General features: G+C 71.3%; 20 protein-coding genes. 12 read left to right on the forward strand and 8 right to left on the reverse strand.

Annotated features, from left to right (window positions below; all coding sequences use genetic code 11):
- Nucleotides 1-62: 62 nt before the first annotated feature.
- Genes OG408_RS04505 through OG408_RS04515 form a run of 3 tightly spaced genes read right to left on the reverse strand, consistent with a single transcriptional unit; the run spans nucleotide 63 to nucleotide 3,315 of the window.
- Nucleotides 63-1,145, reverse strand: a complete 1,083-nt coding sequence (locus OG408_RS04505; RefSeq protein ID WP_266775657.1) for a threonine aldolase family protein — start codon at nucleotides 1,143-1,145, stop codon at nucleotides 63-65.
- Nucleotides 1,124-1,891, reverse strand: coding sequence for an SDR family NAD(P)-dependent oxidoreductase (locus OG408_RS04510; RefSeq protein WP_266785955.1), 768 nt, complete (start codon nucleotides 1,889-1,891; stop codon nucleotides 1,124-1,126). The genes OG408_RS04505 and OG408_RS04510 overlap by 22 nt, the downstream gene beginning before the upstream one ends.
- 26 nt (nucleotides 1,892-1,917) lie before the next feature.
- A complete protein-coding gene (locus tag OG408_RS04515; protein WP_266775659.1) occupies nucleotides 1,918-3,315 on the reverse strand; it encodes a DUF6421 family protein in 1,398 nt (465 codons plus the stop codon).
- A gap of 492 nt (nucleotides 3,316-3,807) precedes the next feature.
- Between OG408_RS04515 and OG408_RS04520 the strand changes: the two genes are divergently transcribed.
- Nucleotides 3,808-4,491, forward strand: coding sequence for a glycerophosphodiester phosphodiesterase (locus OG408_RS04520; RefSeq protein ID WP_266775661.1), 684 nt, complete (start codon nucleotides 3,808-3,810; stop codon nucleotides 4,489-4,491).
- An 18-nt stretch (nucleotides 4,492-4,509) separates the two neighbouring features.
- Here OG408_RS04520 and OG408_RS04525 read toward each other — a convergent pair whose 3' ends face one another.
- Nucleotides 4,510-5,067, reverse strand: coding sequence for a GNAT family N-acetyltransferase (locus OG408_RS04525; protein ID WP_266775663.1), 558 nt, complete (start codon nucleotides 5,065-5,067; stop codon nucleotides 4,510-4,512).
- A gap of 78 nt (nucleotides 5,068-5,145) precedes the next feature.
- Between OG408_RS04525 and OG408_RS04530 the strand changes: the two genes are divergently transcribed.
- From OG408_RS04530 to OG408_RS04560, 7 genes are all read left to right on the forward strand, one after another.
- Entirely contained in the window at nucleotides 5,146-5,532 is a 387-nt protein-coding gene (locus OG408_RS04530; RefSeq protein WP_266775665.1) for a VOC family protein, read from the forward strand.
- A 126-nt stretch (nucleotides 5,533-5,658) separates the two neighbouring features.
- Nucleotides 5,659-6,264 (forward strand): DUF5134 domain-containing protein, encoded by a 606-nt coding sequence (locus tag OG408_RS04535; protein ID WP_326668343.1) that lies wholly within the window; start codon nucleotides 5,659-5,661, stop codon nucleotides 6,262-6,264.
- Between the two features lie 86 nt (nucleotides 6,265-6,350).
- Nucleotides 6,351-7,286 carry a M56 family metallopeptidase gene (locus OG408_RS04540; protein ID WP_266775669.1) on the forward strand — a complete coding sequence of 312 codons (936 nt, stop codon included), beginning with the start codon at nucleotides 6,351-6,353 and terminating at the stop codon, nucleotides 7,284-7,286.
- A 152-nt stretch (nucleotides 7,287-7,438) separates the two neighbouring features.
- Nucleotides 7,439-8,131 carry a phosphatase PAP2 family protein gene (locus tag OG408_RS04545; protein ID WP_326668345.1) on the forward strand — a complete coding sequence of 231 codons (693 nt, stop codon included), beginning with the start codon at nucleotides 7,439-7,441 and terminating at the stop codon, nucleotides 8,129-8,131.
- A 47-nt stretch (nucleotides 8,132-8,178) separates the two neighbouring features.
- Nucleotides 8,179-8,880 carry an HAD family hydrolase gene (locus tag OG408_RS04550; RefSeq protein WP_326668347.1) on the forward strand — a complete coding sequence of 234 codons (702 nt, stop codon included), beginning with the start codon at nucleotides 8,179-8,181 and terminating at the stop codon, nucleotides 8,878-8,880.
- Between the two features lie 70 nt (nucleotides 8,881-8,950).
- The gene (locus tag OG408_RS04555; protein ID WP_266775675.1) at nucleotides 8,951-9,130 is read left to right on the forward strand and encodes a hypothetical protein; all 180 of its coding nucleotides are present in this window, start codon (nucleotides 8,951-8,953) and stop codon (nucleotides 9,128-9,130) included.
- 149 nt (nucleotides 9,131-9,279) lie between these two features.
- A complete protein-coding gene (locus OG408_RS04560; protein WP_266775677.1) occupies nucleotides 9,280-9,504 on the forward strand; it encodes a hypothetical protein in 225 nt (74 codons plus the stop codon).
- 268 nt (nucleotides 9,505-9,772) lie between these two features.
- On the opposite strand, the gene OG408_RS04565 is transcribed toward OG408_RS04560, so the two are convergent.
- Nucleotides 9,773-11,263 (reverse strand): LVIVD repeat-containing protein, encoded by a 1,491-nt coding sequence (locus OG408_RS04565; protein ID WP_326668350.1) that lies wholly within the window; start codon nucleotides 11,261-11,263, stop codon nucleotides 9,773-9,775.
- Nucleotides 11,264-11,587: 324 nt separating this feature from the next.
- Here OG408_RS04565 and OG408_RS04570 point away from each other — a divergent pair, with 324 nt between their 5' ends.
- From OG408_RS04570 to OG408_RS04585, 3 genes are all read left to right on the forward strand, one after another.
- A complete protein-coding gene (locus OG408_RS04570; RefSeq protein WP_326668352.1) occupies nucleotides 11,588-12,379 on the forward strand; it encodes a carbon-nitrogen hydrolase family protein in 792 nt (263 codons plus the stop codon).
- A gap of 355 nt (nucleotides 12,380-12,734) precedes the next feature.
- Nucleotides 12,735-13,367 carry a DUF305 domain-containing protein gene (locus tag OG408_RS04580; RefSeq protein ID WP_326668354.1) on the forward strand — a complete coding sequence of 211 codons (633 nt, stop codon included), beginning with the start codon at nucleotides 12,735-12,737 and terminating at the stop codon, nucleotides 13,365-13,367.
- 111 nt (nucleotides 13,368-13,478) lie between these two features.
- On the forward strand, nucleotides 13,479-14,849 hold the full coding sequence (locus OG408_RS04585; protein ID WP_326668356.1) for an FAD-dependent oxidoreductase: 1,371 nt from the start codon (nucleotides 13,479-13,481) through the stop codon (nucleotides 14,847-14,849).
- Between the two features lie 27 nt (nucleotides 14,850-14,876).
- Here OG408_RS04585 and OG408_RS04590 read toward each other — a convergent pair whose 3' ends face one another.
- Nucleotides 14,877-15,245 (reverse strand): ArsR/SmtB family transcription factor, encoded by a 369-nt coding sequence (locus OG408_RS04590; RefSeq protein WP_266775687.1) that lies wholly within the window; start codon nucleotides 15,243-15,245, stop codon nucleotides 14,877-14,879.
- Nucleotides 15,246-15,431: 186 nt separating this feature from the next.
- Here OG408_RS04590 and OG408_RS04595 point away from each other — a divergent pair, with 186 nt between their 5' ends.
- Nucleotides 15,432-16,007 (forward strand): YdeI/OmpD-associated family protein, encoded by a 576-nt coding sequence (locus OG408_RS04595; protein WP_326668359.1) that lies wholly within the window; start codon nucleotides 15,432-15,434, stop codon nucleotides 16,005-16,007.
- A 7-nt stretch (nucleotides 16,008-16,014) separates the two neighbouring features.
- On the opposite strand, the gene OG408_RS04600 is transcribed toward OG408_RS04595, so the two are convergent.
- Together OG408_RS04600 and OG408_RS04605 are read right to left on the reverse strand one after the other, a co-directional pair.
- Nucleotides 16,015-16,431 carry an acyl-CoA thioesterase gene (locus tag OG408_RS04600; protein ID WP_285568986.1) on the reverse strand — a complete coding sequence of 139 codons (417 nt, stop codon included), beginning with the start codon at nucleotides 16,429-16,431 and terminating at the stop codon, nucleotides 16,015-16,017.
- A gap of 58 nt (nucleotides 16,432-16,489) precedes the next feature.
- Nucleotides 16,490-17,569 (reverse strand): aldose epimerase family protein, encoded by a 1,080-nt coding sequence (locus tag OG408_RS04605; RefSeq protein ID WP_266775693.1) that lies wholly within the window; start codon nucleotides 17,567-17,569, stop codon nucleotides 16,490-16,492.
- Nucleotides 17,570-17,621 lie beyond the last annotated feature (52 nt).

Genomic DNA, 17,621 nt, shown 5'->3' on the forward strand with positions numbered 1-17,621 from the left:
GGAAGCGGCCGACCGGAGTCAATGCATTTCCGGTCGACCGCATATTCATGCATGGTGGGACGCTACGCCGCCGCCATCTCTTCCTTCAGGGCGAGGAGGAACGCGTCGACGTCGTCCTCCGTGGTGTCGAAGGCGCACATCCAGCGCACGTCACCGGCCTTCTCGTCCCAGAAGTAGAACCGGAAGCGCTTCTGCAGCCGCTCGCTCACCGCGTGCGGCAGCCGGGCGAAGACGGCGTTGGCCTGGACGGGATAGAGGATCTCCACGCCGCCGACCGCGCGGACGCCCTCGGCGAGCCGCTGGGCCATGGTGTTGGCGTGCCGGGCGTTGCGCAGCCACAGGTCGCCGGCCAGCAGCGCCTCGAGTTGCACCGAGACGAAGCGCATCTTGGAGGCGAGCTGCATCGACAGCTTGCGCAGGTGCTTCATCGCCCGGACGGCGTCCGGGTTCAGCACCACGACGGCCTCGCCGAAGATGGCCCCGTTCTTGGTGCCGCCGAAGGAGAGCACGTCGACGCCGACCGTGTTCGTGAACGTCCGCATCGGTACGTCCAGGGAGGCCGCGGCGTTGGCTATCCGGGCCCCGTCGAGATGGACCTTCATGCCGTGCCCGTGGGCGTGCTCGCAGATGGCGCGGATCTCGTCGGGGGTGTAGACCGTGCCCAGCTCGGTGTTCTGGGTGATCGAGACGACCTGCGGCATGGCGCGGTGCTCGTCGTCCCAGCCGTACGCCTGCCGGTCGATGAGCTCCGGCGTGAGCTTGCCGTCCTCGGTGGGCACGGTGAGCAGCTTGAGCCCGCCGACCCGCTCCGGCGCGCCTCCCTCGTCCACGTTGATGTGCGCGGACTCGGCGCAGATGACGGCGCCCCAGCGGTCGGTCATCGCCTGGAGCGAGACCACGTTGGCGCCCGTTCCGTTGAAGACCGGAAAAGCCTCGGCGGTGGGGCCGAAGTGGCTGTGCATCACGCGCTGGAGGTGACCGGTGTAGTCGTCCTCGCCGTAGGCGATCTGATGGCCGCCGTTGGCGAGGGCGAGGGCCGCGAGGATCTCCGGGTGGGTCCCCGCGTAGTTGTCACTGGCGAATCCGCGTACCTGCGGGTCGTGATGACGACGCGCGTCGGTCCTTACGGTTGCGGGGTCAGCCACAGGCGCTTTCCGTTCACTTCCGGGGCGGGCCGGTCCCAGACGCCGGCGATGGCATCGGCCAGCTCCTTGACGTCGGTGAAGCCCGCGAACTTCGCATTCGGGCGCTCGGCGCGCATGGCGTCGTGCACCAGTGCCTTCACGACCAGGATCGCAGCCGCGCTCTGCGGCCCCTGGTCGCCCCCCGCCTTGCGGAAGGCGTCCGCGAGCGCGAGGGTCCAGGCCTCGGCCGCCGCCTTCGACGCCGCGTAGGCGGCGTTGCCCGCGGTGGGGTTGCTCGCGCCGGCCGCGCTGATCAGCAGATAGCGGCCGCGGTCGCTGCGCTGCAGACCGTCCTGGAAGGCCAGCGAGGTGCTCTGGACCGTGCGGATCAGCAGCTTCTCCAGCAGCGTCCAGTCGGCGAGGTCCGTCTCGGCGAAGGTCGGGCTGCCGCGCCAGCCGCCGACGAGGTGGACCAGACCGTCGATCCGGCCGAACTCCTTCTCCGTCTTGTCGGCCCATTCACGGGCGGCACCGAGATCGAGCAGGTCCACGGTGTCGCCGGTGACGGTGGCGCCGCCGTGGGCGTAACGGGCCGCGTCCACGGCCTCCGCGAGCCGGGTGGCGTTCGCGTCGGAGGCGACGACCACCGCGCCCGCCTCGGCGAGCCTCAGCAGCGCCGCCCGGCCGGCGGGTCCCGCCGCTCCGGCGACCGCGACCACGGCCCCTTCGAGCGCACCGCTCCCGCTGCCCCTGCCGTTTCCGTTCATGGCCACCGCCTCCTCACGACGTGCGCTCACGCGGCCGCCTGCCCGGCTTCCGCGGCGGTGATCCCCTTGGTGGAGGCGATCACGTTCTTCAGCTTCTTGGAGAGCGCCTCATAGAACATGCTCAGGGGAAACTCGTCCGGAAGCACGTCGTCGACGAGTTTGCGGGGCGGCAGCGAGAGATCCAGGGCGTCGGGACCCTTGGCCCAGCGCGATCCCGGGTGCGGGGCGAGATAGGTGGCGACCAGGTCGTACGCCGCGAACCAGTGGACGAGCTTGGGGCGGTCGATGCCGTCCCGGTAGAGCTTCTCGATCTCGGCGCAGAGCTGGTTGGTGACCTGCGGGGCACGCTCCCAGTCGATCTTCAGGGTGTTGTCCGTCCAGCGGACGACGTCGTGCTTGTGGAGGTAGGCGAAGAGGAGCTGGCCGCCGAGGCCGTCGTAGTTGCGGACGCGCTCGCCGGTGACCGGGAAGCGGAACATCCGGTCGAAGAGCACGGCGTACTGCACGTCGCGGCCCTGGCCGAAGCCGTCGGCCTCCAGCTTCACGGCCTCCCTGAAGGCGGTGAGGTCGCAGCGCAGCTCCTCCAGGCCGTACATCCAGAACGGCTGGCGCTGCTTGATCATGAACGGGTCGAACGGCAGGTCACCGTGGCTGTGCGTGCGGTCGTGGACCATGTCCCAGAGCACGAAGGCCTGCTCACAGCGCTGCTGGTCGCCGACCATGTCGCGGATGTCCTCGGGCAGCTCGACGCCCAGGAGCTCGACGGAGGCCTCGGTGACCCGGCGGAAGCGGGCGGCCTCGCGGTCACAGAAGATGCCGCCCCAGCTGAAGCGCTCGGGGGCCTCGCGCACAGCGATGGTCTCCGGGAAGAGCACCGCGGAGTTGGTGTCGTACCCGGAGGTGAAGTCCTCGAAGGTGATGCCGCAGAACAGCGGGTTGTCGTAGCGGGTCGCCTCCAGGTCCGCGAGCCACTCGGGCCAGACCATCCGGAGCACGACCGCTTCGAGGTTGCGGTCGGGATTGCCGTTCTGCGTGTACATCGCGAAGACGACGAGGTGCTGGAGCCCGTCGGCGCGGTCCTTGGCCGGCTGGAAGGCCAGCAGCGAGTCGAGGAAGTCGGGGATGCCGAATCCGTCGGCGGCCCAGCGGCGCAGGTCCAGGACGAGGGCACGGTGGTACGCGGCGTCGTGCGGGAGGAGCGGCGACAGCTCCTCGACCGCGGCGGCCACCCGCTCCAGTGCCGACCCGGCAAGGGCCCGCGTGGGCGCGCCGTCGGCGTCGAAGTCGATGGAACCGTCCTTCGACTGCCAGGGACGGATCTCCTCCACGGCATTCTTGAGCGCGGGCCAGGCAGGGTGCTCGACCACCCGCTGAGCGGAAGGTATGTCACCGGCGGCGACGTCGTGCACAAGAATTTCCGTCATAACACTTCCTCCACGGGAGAACCTCGCGTCAAGCAACCGTATCCGTGTGCGGTTCTCCAAGACAAGTGGGGACCTGAAAATTATCCTGCACATCCCCATGGTCACCGCGATTTTTCCTGCCGTCCAGCGCTCGGGCGGCCTCTTCCACGTACGAACGGCCGTCATGGACCCTCCCGGGCCGTCCTGCCCGCCCCGGCCGCGACCGGACACCAAGGGCCGTCCCGCAAGTCCTGGTGGATCAGCGCGCGGCGCCAGATGCGGTGCATCGCAAGGCGGAGAGGCGCCCTCATACTGGGCGCATTCGGGCGATTCGGCAACGGAGGGGGTCCCCCCGTGCCGTTCCGGCTACGGGGGAGAGGTGCCGCTGCTGTCGTCGTGCGCCCGCCAGGAATTGCGGGACAGCCCTTAGGCTGCGGGACTGCGGTCATGCCGTAGTGCCGCGTGGGTAGGAGCAGCACGCGGGGAGACGCCGTCGACGGAAGCGAGAGTGCCTTGTCTTTTCTCACCATCGGTCATCGCGGGGTGATGGGTGTCGAGCCGGAGAACACCCTGCGGTCGTTCGTCCACGCCGAACAGGCCGGCATGGACCTCATCGAGCTGGACCTTCATCTGAGCAAGGACGGTGCGCTCGCCGTCATGCACGACGCCGATGTGGACCGCACGACCGACGGCAAGGGCCCGATCGCCGAGAAGACCCTGGCGGAGCTGCGTGAGCTCGACGCCGGTCAGGGGGAACGCGTGCCGGTCTTCGAGGAGGTCCTCGACGCCGTGCGCTCCCCCTTGCAGGCGGAGATCAAGGACGTGGCCGCCGCGCGCACGCTCGCCGAGGTGATGCGGAGGCGCGATCTCGTCGAACGGGTCGAGGTGATCTCGTTCCACGACGAGGCGATCGCCGAGATCGCGCAGCTGGTGCCGGGGGTGCGGACGGCTCTCGTGGCCAGCCGCTGGGGCGACGACGTGGTGGACCGCGCGAAGGCGGTGGGCGCCACCCGGCTGGTGCTCAACGTCCGGCGCATCACGCTGGAGCTGGTCGAGAAAGCCCACGCCGAGGGGCTGACCGTGGTCGGCTGGGTGGTCAACACCCAGGACCATCTGCGGCTGGCCCGTGGCCTCGGGCTCGACGGCGCGACCACCGACTTCCCGGAGATCCGCCGCGCCGGCCGTTTCACCGCGTAGCCGGGCCGCGGGCCCGGGTCAGGCCTCGGGCAGGTCCTTGACGAGCAGCTCGAAGGCGAGGTCGTCGCGCTGCGGAACACCGAAGCGCTCATCGCCGTACGGGAACGGGCTCAGCTTTCCCGTACGGCGGTAGCCGCGGCGCTCGTACCAGGCGATCAGGTCTTCGCGCACCGAGATGACGGTCATGTGCATCTCACGCGCACCCCAGCTCTCGCGGACCGTGCGCTCGGCCTCGGCGATGATCACCTTGCCGAGGCCCGCGCCCTGGAGTGCGGGACGCACGGCGAACATGCCGAAGTAGGCGGCCTCGCCCCGGTGTTCGAGCTGGCAGCAGGCGACGGTCTCGCCGTCGCGCTCCACCACGAGCAGTCGGCTGCCGGGGGCCTCCACCACGTCGCGCACGCCCTGCGGGTCGGTGCGCTGCCCCTCCAGGATGTCGGCCTCGGTGGTCCAGCCCGCGCGGCTGGAGTCACCGCGGTACGCGGCCTGGATCAGCTCCACGAGGGCGGGCACATCCGCTTCGGTCGCGTCGCGGAAGGTCAGCTGTCCCGAGTCCCGGGGCGGGGCGGTGTCCATGGTGAGGCTCTCCGTTCTCTGCTTCGGCCGTGCCGCAGCAGCGTAACTCCCGGCGGGGCAGCCCTTAGAGTCCGGACCATGGTTCATGTGCTGAGCAGCCGGATCCTGGTGACCCCCACGGATCCCGAACGGTCACGGACGTTCTACGGGGAGTCCCTCGGGCTCCCCGTCTACCGCGAATTCGGTACGGGTCCCGAGCGGGGGACGGTCTACTTCCTCGGCGGCGGGTTCCTGGAGCTGTCCGGTCGCGGTGACGCGCCGCCCGCCCCCGGACTGCGGCTGTGGCTCCAGGTCGCCGATGTCCGGGCCGTCCACGCGGAGGTGTCGGCCCGCGGTGTGGAGGTCCTGCGGCCGCCGCTGCGCGAGCCCTGGGGGCTCGACGAGATGTGGATCGCCGATCCGGACGGGGTGCGCATCGCCGTCGTCGAAGTGCCGGCGGAGCACCCGCTGCGCTATCGGCCCTGAGGCCGCGGCGCCGCAATACACTCCCGTCGCGCGCTCCCCCTGTACCCCAGTGCGCCGCGTACGAGGGTGCGGGCCCGGGCATCGACTAGACGACGGCGATGTCGTTCGCCCAGGGGGAGGTCTGCTGTGCACGGACCCGCGATGTCCGGCTGGCTGCTGATGACGTTGTGCGCGGCGACGGGCGCGTACTGCCTGCTGCGGACCCGCAGCGGGACCGGGGAGGAGCGCAGAGCGGCGCGTGCCGAGGCGCTGATGGGCTTCGGCATGGCCGCCATGGCGATGCCGGCGGCTGTCGTCGCCCCGCCCGCGTGGGGATGGGCGCTGTACGCCGTGCTCTTCGGCGCCGCCGCGGTGCGCGCCCTGTGGTTCTCCCGCCGCAGCGGTCACCATCTGCACCACCTGGTCGGCTCCTCGGCGATGGTCTACATGTCCGTGGTGATGGCGCGGTCGGGCGGGACGGGGCACGGCGGCCACGCCTCCCACGCCATGGCGGCCGCCGGAGGCGTGCCCCTGCTGACCGGGCTGCTCCTCGTCTACTACGCCGTGTACGTCCTGCGGTCCGGGGCGCGGCTGATACCGGTGACCGCGGCGGCGGCAGGGGGCGGGACCGTGACCGGCGGAACCCTGACCGGCGGGACACCGGCGGCCGGCTGGGGGACCCGGCCGGAGCTGGCGCTGGCCTGCCGGCTCACCATGGGCATAGCGATGTTCGCGATGCTGCTCGCTCTGTGAGACGGGAGCCTCCACAAACCGTGGCGTGCGTCACTTGCCGAGCGCAGCCATACCCGTGTGTACCGCGCCCCTCATAGGCTGACGCCATGTTGGTCTCCCTCGTGCTGCTGCTGCTCGGTGCACTGGCCGCCGTCGTGACCCCGCGGCTGATGGCGCGGGCCGAGTGGCCGGAGCGCGAGCCCGTGGTGGCGCTGTGGGTGTGGCAGTGCGTGGTGGCGGGGGTGCTGCTCTCGTTCGGACTGTCCATGACGTTCAGCGCGGCCGCGGCCTGGCAGGCGGTGCGCGGCCATGTGTTCGCACCCGCCCCCCACGCCGTCGTCGAGGCCTACGCTCTGGCGGCCTACGGCCCGTGGTCGGCCGTGATGGCCGTGCTGCTGGCTCTCGGCGGTCTGTGGACGGCCGCGATGCTGACCCGCGAGATCCGTCGCGTCCGGCTGGAACGCAGGGGACGGCGCGCCGAACTCCTGGTGCGTTCACCGCTGATGCCCGGCGAGGAGCCCGGCAGCGGCCGGCTCGTGGTCCTGGAGGGGGAACGTCCCGACGCCTGGTGGCTGCCCGGTGCCGCGCCCCGGCTCGTCATCACCACCGCCGCTCTGGGACGGCTGAAAGGCCGTCAGCTCGACGCGGTGCTCGCCCATGAACAGGGGCATGCGAACGCCCGGCACGACTGGCTGCTCAACTGCTCGGCCGCGCTGGCGTCCGGCTTCCCGCAGATTCCGGTGTTCGCGGCGTTCCGCGGCGAGATGCACCGGCTCGTGGAACTGGCCGCCGACGACACGGCCTCACGGCGCTTCGGGCGGCTGACGACCGCGCTCGCACTGGTCGAACTGAACGAGGACCGGGGCGTGTTCGGCCCGTGCCCGACGCCGGACGCGCAGATGCCCCTGCGGGTGAACCGGCTGCTGGCGCCCGCGGGGCGGCTGACGGCGGGCCGTCGGCTGCGGCTCACCGCGGCGGCCACGCTCCTGCCGGTGGTCCCGCTTCTGGTGGCGTTCGTTCCGGCGCTCAGCGCACTGGGATAGCAGGACCGGGAGTTCCCGGGTCCGGCGGCAGCCGGACAGCCCGACCGGGCGTTCTCGTACGCGTTTTCGCCGGCGGCCGGTCACGGCACCCGGACGTCCTGCCCGCCGCGCCGGGATGGCCGTACGACCCGCCCGTCGGCAAGGATCACCTCATGCACTCCCCGCCCCTCTCCCCCACGCGCCCCGCCCGCATCCCGGCTCCGGCTCCGTGGACGGGCATCGTCTGCGGCGTCCTCGCCCTGGTGCTGCTCGCCCTGGTCGCCGCGCGCTGGTCCCCGCTGATGCGCCTGGACCGTGCGGTCGCCGAAGCGCTGCACCGGCGGGCGGTGACGGAGCCCGGCCTCGTCCATGTGAACCGGGTGCTGACGGACTGGCTGTGGGACCCCTGGACGATGCGCGCGCTGATCGCCGTCGCCGTGGTGCTCCTGTGGTGGCGCGGCGCCCGGCTGCTCGCGGCCTGGGTGGCGGTGACGAGCCTGCTCTCCAGCCTGCTGCAGCAGGGGATCAAGGCCGCCGTCGGCCGCGAGCGTCCCCGCTGGCCCGATCCGGTGGACTCCGCGCACTACGCGGCGTTCCCGTCCGGACACGCGATGACCGCCATGGTGAGCTGCGTGCTGCTGCTGTGGCTGCTGCGCCGGTCCGGGGCCCGTCCCTGGATCCGGCGGACCGCCCTCGCCGCCGCCTGGATCTCGGTGCTCGGCGTCGGTCTCACCCGGCTCTACCTGGGCGTCCACTGGCCGTCCGACGTACTGGGCGGGTGGCTGCTGGGAGCGGCCCTGGCCGCCTTCGCGACCGCCGGGTACGACCGTTACACCTCGCGCGACCGGGCGCCGGACGCCGCCTGACCGGGCATCCTTGCCCCGCGGTCACCGCGTCGGCGAGGATCGGGGCCATGCCGATCAAGGGTGTGCTCTTCGACTTCTCCGGGACGCTCTTCCGGATCGAGTCCGTCGGTTCCTGGCTCGCCGCGGCCCTCGCCGAGCGGGAGGTGAGTCCGGACGAGGCCAGCTTCGAGCGGTGGGTACGTGAGCTGGAGGCCTCCGGTGCGCTGCCGGGCGGTCCTCCTCCCGCGCAGGTCCCGGAGGAGCTGGCGGGCGCCTGGGCCGCCCGCGACGAGAGCGCCCGGCAGCATCGCGAGGCGTACACCGGTCTGGCGCGGCAGGTCGAACTGCCGGATCCGGGGCTGTACGACGCGCTGTACGAACGCCATATGGCCCCGGCCGCCTGGCGGCCCTACCCGGACGCGGCGGAGGTGCTGGCCTCGCTCCGCGACCGCGGTGTCGCGGTCGGCGTGGTGAGCAACATCGGGTGGGACCTGAGGCCGGTCTTCCGGGCGCACGGCCTGGACGGCTTCGTCGACGCGTACGTACTGTCCTTCGAGCACGGCGTCCACAAGCCGGACGCACGCCTCTTCCACACCGCCTGCACACTTCTCGGACAGGATCCGGCCGATGTGGTGATGGTCGGCGACGACCGGCACGCCGACGCCGGGGCGGCCGCGCTGGGCTGCGAGGTACGTTTCGTGGACCATCTCCCGGTGGACGAGCGGCCGGACGGTCTGCGGGAGCTCGGTCTGGCCTCCGAGGTTGCCTGAGAGACATGTGAGAGATGTCCCTGACGCGCAATGGGTCGGATTGTCACATCGGGGCCTTAGCCTGGTAGGCATGTCCCCGACTCCGTGCCCGTCCGGTTCCGTGCGTCCCGCAGCAGTGGTGAATGAAGACATTCGCGACCTGTGGCAGCGTTCGGGCGGCTGCCTGTCCCCGGAGGACGAGGAGCAGTACCAGCGGCTGCTGGTCGAGTGGGCCGCGGCCACCGGCGGCGGCGCGAGGTCCGCCGCCTGAGCATCCGGGCCCGTCCGGGTCCGCCCGCCCTCTCCGGCGCGACTGCCGCGGGGCCGCCGAAGCGGTCCTCGTACACCTTTTCGATCTGCCGTTCGACCGGGTTCCCGATTCGCTGTGCGGCGGCCGTCGGCACGTCGCACCCTGGAGGCATGACTTCTCCCCCGATCGTGATCTTCCGCCCCTCCCCCTCCGGCGGACGGCGCGTCACCGTGCAGCGCGACGGGCGGGTCCAGATACTCGGCCTCGCGCACTCCGACCACGATGTGATCGTGTTCCTCGAGGGTGCGGGGCTCGACGACCCCGAGCGGATTCTGGACAGCCCCGAGTGGGTCGAGTGGCGGGGCGGTCGGGCCCATCGGTACGAGGCGGCCTGAGACGTCTGGTTCCGGCGATCCCCTGCGTCGCCGGAACCAGGCGGTCACCCCGGCCGGTCCAGCCGCCGGGGACCGCGTACCGGCCTGCTGACGGCGGGCGGCCGGTGCGGGGGTACAGCATGTCCCGGCGCGGCGGATCGGTCAATGAACGGACGCGCCGGTACCGCCCGGGCAGTTGCCCGGGCGGTACCGGCGCGGGGACCACTCCGACGTCCGTACGGCGTGACGGCCGGCCGGCCGCCCTGGTCGGCGGCCGGCAGCCGTCGGCTCAGCGGTCGAAGTAGTCGGGCTGCGTCTGGACGTTGAGTTCGTCCGTCCGCACCCGCTTCGCCGGGTCGGTCCGCCGGTCGTCGATCTTCAGGACGTCGAAGCCCTTGGCGATGTCGTTGGAGTAGATGTAGCCGTTGTAGTAGTACGCCGACCAGGGGCCGGCCGTGGTGACCTCTTCCGTGGTGACGGGACCGCGCTCGAAGAAGCCGATCTCCTTCGGCTTCGAGGAGTCGGTGAAGTCCCACACCGAGACGCCGCCCTGGTACCAGGCCTGGACCATCAGGTCGCGGCCCTTGACCGGGATGATCGAACCGTTGTGGGCGACGCAGACCTCGGTGTCGGCCTGCGGACGGTCGATCTTGAAGTAGCTGCGGAAGACCAGCTTGCGGTGGTCGCCCCGGCCGACGATGTCGTAGATGCCGTCCGCGCCGCGCTTCGGACCGATCTCCTCGTTGCAGGTGGCAGCGCCGCCGCCGCCGAGCTCGTCGGTGAACACGACCTTGTCCGCCCGCTGGTTGAACGTCGCGGAGTGCCAGAACGCGAAGTTCACGTTGTCCTGCACCCGGTCGATGATCTTCGGGTTCTCCGGGTCCTTGATGGAGAACAGCAGACCGTCACCCATGCAGGCACCGGCGGCCAGGTCCTTGGACGGCAGCACGGTGATGTCGTGGCAGCCCGTCGTCTTGCTGACGCCCGGGTTGGTGGGACCGCCCGGGTTCCCGCCGTCCGGGAAGAGGACCGGGAAGTTCACGATGCGGGCCTCTTCGGGGGCCTTGCGCGGCACCTTGATGACGGAGATCCCGTCGTGCGGAGGCTGGCAGTCCGGGAACGTCTCGTTCGGCGAGTACGAGGAGACGTACACGTAGACGTTCCTGCGGTCCGGAACCAGCGTGTGCGTGTGCGATCCGCACGCGGTCTCGACCGCCGCGACGTACTTCGGGTTGCGCTTGTCGCTGATGTCGAAGACCTTCATGCCCTCCCAGGAGGACTTCTCCGTCGCGGGCTGGGTGGTGCTGGTGCAGGAGTTGTCGCTGCGCGAGGAGTCCGTGGACAGGAACAGCAGGTTCCCGGAGACGGAGATGTCGTTCTGCGATCCGGGACAGAGCACCTGCGCGACCGTGCGGGGCGCCTTCGGATTGCTGATGTCGAAGATCCTGAAGCCGTCGTAGTTCCCGGCGAAGGCGTACTTCCCCTGGAAGGCCAGGTCCGTGTTGAGTCCCTGGAGCGCGTCCTTGGGGACGTTCGCGAGGTGGGTGATGTTGCGGCTGTGGACGATCTCGTCCACGCCGGGCACCTCACCGCTGGCGATGGCGGCGGTCGCCTGCGCCTGCTGACGCGCGGAGACGTCGGTCCGGCTCGTGGCCGTGTCACCGGGGTCGGGTGTCGCGGCCGCGGGCCCGGCCATCAGCAGGGTGGCGAAGAGCCCGGCGACGGCTGCCGCCACGCCCAGACGTCTGCGCCGCACCGGGGTGGTGTGCAACGAGGTCACTGCGTCCTCCCATGGATCCGTATGTAGTTGAACGGGGCATGGACTCCGGCAGTATGGTCCTTGCCATGGGCATCTCAACAGATGGCAACAGAGACGTAATGAAAGTTATTGGCTTCAGGCCATGACCAGCGGTGGTCCGGCCCCTGCCACTCGCCCCGGGCGATCTCCCCGGCCACAGGGCGGCCCTGGTGCGAACGCCGCCTGCAGCAATGGGCGACCTGCGGGGATTGCGGCACCACCGCCCGAACCCGCGGCGGCACCTGGGTCCTCCGGCGGTGACCGGGCCGCTTGCGCAGACGAGTTCAGCCGCGGAAAGCAGGACTGATGAAAGCCTCCACAGCCATCGCACAGTTCCCCATCACCTGGGACATCGAGCGGAATCTCGCGGCCGTCACCGCGCTCCTGGCAGACGCCCGGCCGGACGAGATCGTCGTACTCCCCGAAGGCGCTCTCTCCGGCTACGGCGCCGACCTCTCACCTCTGGAACACCTGACGCCCTCGGCCCTCGCGCATGCCATGGACCGCCTCGCAGAGCTGGCTCGGCGCAGAGCCGTCCATCTGTTCTGCGGCACTTTGCTGTACGAACGCGGCGCCTGGAGCAATGCAGCCCTCTACTTCTCTCCGGACGGCACCCGCTGGACCTACCGGAAGACGAACCTGGCGATGAACGAGCGAGGCCGGCTCGATGCCGGCTCCGAGCTCTCGACGCTCACGATCCACCTGGCGAGCGGACCCGTCACGCTCGGCGTCCAGATCTGCCGCGAGATCCGTTTCCCCGAGCAATGGCAGCATCTGGCCGACCGCGGAGCAGAGGCCTTCATCTACCTCACCCATGCGGCCAACCCCTCCGAGCCCGCAGGGGTCTGGCGGAGCCACCTCATCAGCCGCGCAGCGGAGAACCAGCGGTTCGTCCTGGCAGCCAACGTGGCAGATCCACGCCAGCACTGCCCCAGCATGGTCATCTCACCGAGAGGAGAGGTCCTCGCCGAGGCGGACTCCGGCGAGTCCACCACGATCAGAACCACGATCGACCTTGCCGAGTCCGCCCATTGGTACCTCGGCCAGCGCCGACGGGACCTGCTCAGGACGAGTTATCAAGGTCGGACGAACGCCTGACAGGGCAGGACCGGAACCGCGGGCGCGGGCGTGAGCCGGGTCGGTTCAGCGACGGCGGGACCCAGGCGTGGTGACGCAGCATCATGCCTGTGGCGACCCGGGGCGGGTCAGTCACATCGCTGTGTTCGGCAAGGTGACGCCCAGCGGGTGGGACAGTTGCCGGCCCATCCTCCCGGCCTGCCGGGCGGCCGCTGCGACAGCCTGACCCCAATCGGGACATTCCCTCGCAGCCCGATCGAAGAATGACAGTTTTTGATCAGAGCTGCGCGTTGACGTGTTAGGACAGAGCGCAACCACCCATGTGTCAGCGGAGGTCTCTTTGTTGAGTCGTCGTCAGGTCATACGGTTCCGCGACTTGGCTCTGTTCGCTGCCGTCGCGGCGGCCGTGCTCACGTCGGCAGGCTGCGACGCGGGCGGTGCCGACAGCGGTCCGAAGGCCGGGGCGCACGGCGGCGGCACGGTCGTGGCGCCCGGGAAGCCGGGCGAGCCCGCGCGGACGCTCTCCGCCTCGGAGGCCGCCGAGGAGGCCGGGGTGGATACCCCCAACTCAGCGGACGTCCGCTACGTACAGATGATGATCCAGCACCACACGCAGGCACTGGAGCTGACCGCGCTCGCGCCCTCCCGGGCCCGCTCGGCCTCGGTCAAGCGGCTCGCCGAGCGCATCACGGCCGCCCAGAAGCCCGAGATCGGAGCGATGGAGGGCTGGCTCAGCCGTCACGGCCGGGCCGGGCAGTCCGCGGGCCACGACCACGGCGCGATGCCCGGCATGGCCACGACGGGGCAGCTGAAGGGCCTCCAGGCGGCGAAGGGCGCTGCCTTCGACCGGTTGTTCCTCAAGCTGATGATCACGCACCATCAGGGGGCGGTCACCATGGCGACCGAGGTGCTCTCGGAGGGCAACAACGTGCAGGTCGAGGAGATGGCCGGGGACGTCGTGGCCCAGCAGACCACCGAGATCGGCCGGATGCGCGCCCTTTCCTCCTGAGCGGCGGGCAGCCTCGGCAGGGCGCGCGGTCCCCAAGAGCACGCGGCGCACCTCTCCCCCGCCGGGTCCGCCGGTGCGATGCTGGAGACACCCTCAGGGAAGAGGTGCGCCGTGCTCCGTGTCGCAGTCGTCGGCTCCGGTCCCAGCGGGATCTACACCGCCCAGGCCCTGGTGGCGCAGACCCTGGTGCCCCATGTGCGGGTGCACGTCCTGGACCGGCTGCCCTGCCCGTACGGTCTGGTGCGGTACGGCGTCGCGCCGGACCACGAGAAGATCAAGTCGCTGCAGCGGAGTCTGCGGACGGTTCTGGAGCACGAGCGCGTCACCTTCGTGGGCAATGTCGCCGTGGGCGGGGACGGGCTGCCGCCCGAGCGGCTCGGCGAGCTCTACCACGCGGTGGTCTACTGCGTGGGAGCGGCCACGGACCGCCCGCTGGGCATCCCCGGCGAGGATCTGCCCGGCAGCCATTCGGCGACCGAGTTCGTCTCCTGGTACAGCGCCCACCCGGATGCGACCGACGGACTGTTCGCGCTGCGGGCGCGTTCGGTGGTGGTGATCGGGGTCGGCAACGTGGCGGTCGACGTGGCCCGGATCCTGGCGCGGGGCGCCGATGAGCTGCGCCCGACCGATGTCCCGCAGCCCGCGCTCGGGGTGCTGGCCGGCAGCCAGGTGCGCGAGGTGCACATGGCCGGCAGACGCGGGCCCTCACAGGCCCGGTTCACCACCAAGGAGCTGCGGGAGCTCGGCGGACTCCCCGGGGCGCGGATCGTCGTGGACCCCGCGGAGCTCGCCCTGGACCCCGCCTACGCGGGTACGGAGCCCGGCTCCCCGCCGCTGCCCGCGCTGGTCCGGCGCAACCTCGACGTGCTGCGCGGGTGGGCCGTGAGCCCCCCGGCCCCCGGCCCCGGCGCGGCCAGGACCATCGGGCTGCGGTTCTTCCTCCGCCCGGTCGAGCTGCTGGAGCGCGGCGGGCGGGTGGCGGGGGTGCGGTTCGCCCGGACGGTCCCCGACGGCAGCGGTGGGGTGCGCGACACGGGTACGTACGAGGACATCGGTGCCGGGCTCGTGCTGCGGGCCGTCGGCTACCGGGGGATGCCGCTGCCCGGTCTCCCCTTCGACGCGGCGCACGGGACGGTGCCCCACCGGGCCGGCCGGGTGCTGCGGGACGGGGTGGACTCGCCCGGGGAGTACGTCGCGGGGTGGATCAAGCGCGGGCCGACCGGCGTCATCGGGTCGAACCGTTCGTGCGCGAAGGAGACCGTCGCGTCGCTGATCGAGGACGCGGCCGTGCTCACGGGGCGCCCGTCGGCAGCGGATCCGCTGGCGGTGCTCCGGTCCTGGGGGCTGCGGCCGGTGGAATGGGACGGCTGGCTGTCGATCGAGCGGGCGGAGGCGGCGCTGGGGCGCTCGCTCGGCCGGGGGCCGGTGAAGATCCCGGACTGGCCGGGGCTGCTGGACGCGGCACGCGGCGGCACTCCGTAGGGCGGCGCGCGCGGCCCGTCCGGCCGGTCAGGCCTCGCCGAGGCGGTCCGCCTGGAGGTTCGCCGCTTCGAGCACCCGGTCCAGCAGTCCGGGGAAGAGCGCCTCCAGGTCCTCGCGCCGGAGCCCGTTCATCTTGGCGGTGCCCCGGTAGATCTGCTGGACGATGCCGCTCTCGCGGAGCACCCGGAAGTGATGCGTGCTGGTGGACTTGGTGACCGGGAGGTCGAAGCGGGAGCAGGTGAGTTCGCCGTCGGCGGCGGCCAGTTCGCGGACCACGCACAGGCGCACCGGGTCGGAGAGCGCGTGCAGGACGGACTCGATCCTGATCTCGTCCCGTGCGGGGTGGGCCAGCGTGCGGACGCCGGAAGCCGGTTCTGTGGTGCTGACAGGGGTCACGTTGGCTCCGCATCGTCACTCGGTCCGGGGCTCCCATAATACGAGGCTCATCGTAATTGGACGCACAGGGCGGGAGCACGTACGGGGAGGGCAGGAGGCATATAGGACAGAAACTGTCCTGGAGGAGAATTAGCGTGGTGGTGCAGCCGGGCGGACCGCCCGGTATCCCTCAGGAGGCGCAGACCGATGACGGAGACCCTGGAGCACGCCCGGCCCTTCGCACGGGCCGCGGAGCTCGAATCGTGGCTGGAGAGGCACCACGCCGACCGGGACGGACTCTGGCTGAAGCTCGCCAAGCGCGGCTCGGGCGTGGCGTCCGTGGACACGGACGAGGTCCTCGACCTCCTGCTCTGCTTCGGCTGGATCACCGGGCAGCGCAAGTCGTGCGACGAGGTGTACTTCCTGCAGCGGATCACGCCCCGCCGCCCCCGGAGCGTGTGGTCGCTGATCAACGTGGAGAAGGTCGAGGTGCTCCTCGCGGACGGGCGGATGCGCGAGGCCGGCCTCGCCGAGGTCGCGGCGGCGCGGGCGGACGGGCGGTGGGAGGCGGCGTACCCCTCGCAGCACAGGGCCGGCGTCCCGGCGGACCTCGCGGCCGCTCTGGAGGCGGACGAGGCGGCCCGGCTCTTCTACGAGGGGCTCGGCAAGTCGGACCGCTATCTGGTGATCCTGCGTCTCATGACGGCGACGAGTCCCGGTGTCAGGGCGGCCCGCCTCCAGAAGGCCGTGGCCTCCATGGCGGCGGGCCGGAAGGTCCGCTGACGCCCGGTCAGCCGCTCAGCAGCTCCGGCTCCTTGGCGAGCGAGGCGAGCCGGTCACCCGGATCGGCGATCAGCCTGCGCGTCGTCAGGTCGAGGACGCCCGCGACGCCCGTGATCTCGGCCGCCACCGTGCCGTCCTCCTTGAGGACCTGCTGGGCGACGGTGAACGTCTTGCCCTCCCCGTACTCGAACCGGCAGGTCACCCGCACCCGCTCGCCACCGCGCAGCTCGCGGCGGTACTTCACCGTGACCTCCAGCGCCACCGGCCCCACTCCGTCGGCCAGCAGCTTCTCCTGGGGCAGTCCGGCGGCCCGCAGCAGCTCCCAGCGCGCGTGCTCGGCGTACTGGAGGTAGACCGCCTGGTTGAGATGTCCCTGCGTGTCGAGCTCGTAACCCCGCACGGTCACGTCCACAAAAAAGGTCATGGACGTCGCAACACCCCGTCCCATTCCGGCATTCCCGCACCGGCCGGGTGGCGCGGGCTCAGTCCGTGGCCGCCGCGAGGTGCGGGAACCTCAGCTCGGTGCGGCTGGAGAAGACCTCGTCCGGCCGCAGGACCGTGCCGGGGTGGTCCGGACGGTTGGGTGAGTCGGGCAGGTGCTGGGTCTCCAGGCAGACGGCGCTGTGACGCTCGTGGCGTCCGCCCTCGGGGGCGGCCAGGGTGCCGTCGAGCTGGTTGGCTGTGTAGACCTGGATGCCGGGTTCGGTGGTCCACACCTCCATGACGCGCACGGCACCGGGAGCGGTGAGCCGGGCGGCGCGGCGCAGGCCGTCCGGTGAGCGGGGCCCGTCCAGCACCCAGCAGTGGTCGAAGCCGCCGGCCCGGCGCAGCTGCTCGTCCGGCAGCGCGATGCGGTCCCCGACGGTGTGCGGGGCGGTGAGATCGAACGGGGTGGCCTGCACGGGCAGGGCGGGGCCCTCGGGAATGCCGTCGTCGTCGACGGGGAGGTAGTGGCCGGCGTCCACCTGGAGCGTGTGGCCGAGGATGTCGCCCCGGGCGGTGAGCTCGAAGTAGGCGTGGTTGGTGAGGTTGATGACGGTGGGACGGTCGGTGGTGGCGGTGTAGTCGAGGGCGAGGGTGCCCGCGGTGTCCAGGGTGTACGTCACGGTGACGTCCAGCGCGCCGGGGAACCCCATGTCGCCGTCGGGGCTGTGCAGGGTGAGCCGGAGCGTCGCGGCCGTGTCGTCGGCCTCGCCTGCGGCCTGCCAGACGTGGGTGTGGAAGCCGTCGGGCCCACCGTGCAGGGCGTGGCCCCGGTCGGTGGCGGGGACCTGGTGGGCCGTGCCGTCGAGGGTGAAGCGGCCGTGCGCGATGCGGTTGGCGAAGCGGCCGATGAGGGCGCCGAAGAACGGGTTCTTGCCCGTGTAGTCGTCGAGGGACACCAGCGGGCGTACGACCGAGGCGGGGACTCCCCCGGTGTCCGGCACGGTGAGACGGTGCAGGACGCCACCGTAGGTGAGGATCTCGGCCTCGACCCCGGTACCGGAGTCGAGCGTCCAGACATCGACGTCCGTGCGCCCGTGGGCGCCGAACGGTTTGCGGTTCACGGTGGGGCGAGGCATCAGAGATCCTTGGGACGAGCGGACGGCCGGGCGGAGCGGGTACGGCGGGCCC

The sequence above is a fragment of the Streptomyces sp. NBC_01257 genome (assembly GCF_035917255.1).
Classification (GTDB): domain Bacteria; phylum Actinomycetota; class Actinomycetes; order Streptomycetales; family Streptomycetaceae; genus Streptomyces.

Excerpts from the sequence above, each read along its gene's own strand:
- OG408_RS04510 (WP_266785955.1), bottom strand. The coding sequence starts at position 1,891 with ATGAACGGAAACGGCAGGGGCAGCGGGAGCGGTGCGCTCGAAGGGGCC.
- OG408_RS04515 (WP_266775659.1), bottom strand. The coding sequence starts at position 3,315 with ATGACGGAAATTCTTGTGCACGACGTCGCCGCCGGTGACATACCTTCC.
- OG408_RS04525 (WP_266775663.1), bottom strand. The coding sequence starts at position 5,067 with ATGGACACCGCCCCGCCCCGGGACTCGGGACAGCTGACCTTCCGCGAC.
- OG408_RS04530 (WP_266775665.1), top strand. The coding sequence starts at position 5,146 with ATGGTTCATGTGCTGAGCAGCCGGATCCTGGTGACCCCCACGGATCCC.
- OG408_RS04540 (WP_266775669.1), top strand. The coding sequence starts at position 6,351 with ATGTTGGTCTCCCTCGTGCTGCTGCTGCTCGGTGCACTGGCCGCCGTC.
- OG408_RS04545 (WP_326668345.1), top strand. The coding sequence starts at position 7,439 with ATGCACTCCCCGCCCCTCTCCCCCACGCGCCCCGCCCGCATCCCGGCT.
- OG408_RS04550 (WP_326668347.1), top strand. The coding sequence starts at position 8,179 with ATGCCGATCAAGGGTGTGCTCTTCGACTTCTCCGGGACGCTCTTCCGG.
- OG408_RS04555 (WP_266775675.1), top strand. The coding sequence starts at position 8,951 with ATGTCCCCGACTCCGTGCCCGTCCGGTTCCGTGCGTCCCGCAGCAGTG.
- OG408_RS04560 (WP_266775677.1), top strand. The coding sequence starts at position 9,280 with ATGACTTCTCCCCCGATCGTGATCTTCCGCCCCTCCCCCTCCGGCGGA.
- OG408_RS04570 (WP_326668352.1), top strand. The coding sequence starts at position 11,588 with ATGAAAGCCTCCACAGCCATCGCACAGTTCCCCATCACCTGGGACATC.
- OG408_RS04595 (WP_326668359.1), top strand. The coding sequence starts at position 15,432 with ATGACGGAGACCCTGGAGCACGCCCGGCCCTTCGCACGGGCCGCGGAG.
- OG408_RS04600 (WP_285568986.1), bottom strand. The coding sequence starts at position 16,431 with ATGACCTTTTTTGTGGACGTGACCGTGCGGGGTTACGAGCTCGACACG.
- OG408_RS04605 (WP_266775693.1), bottom strand. The coding sequence starts at position 17,569 with ATGCCTCGCCCCACCGTGAACCGCAAACCGTTCGGCGCCCACGGGCGC.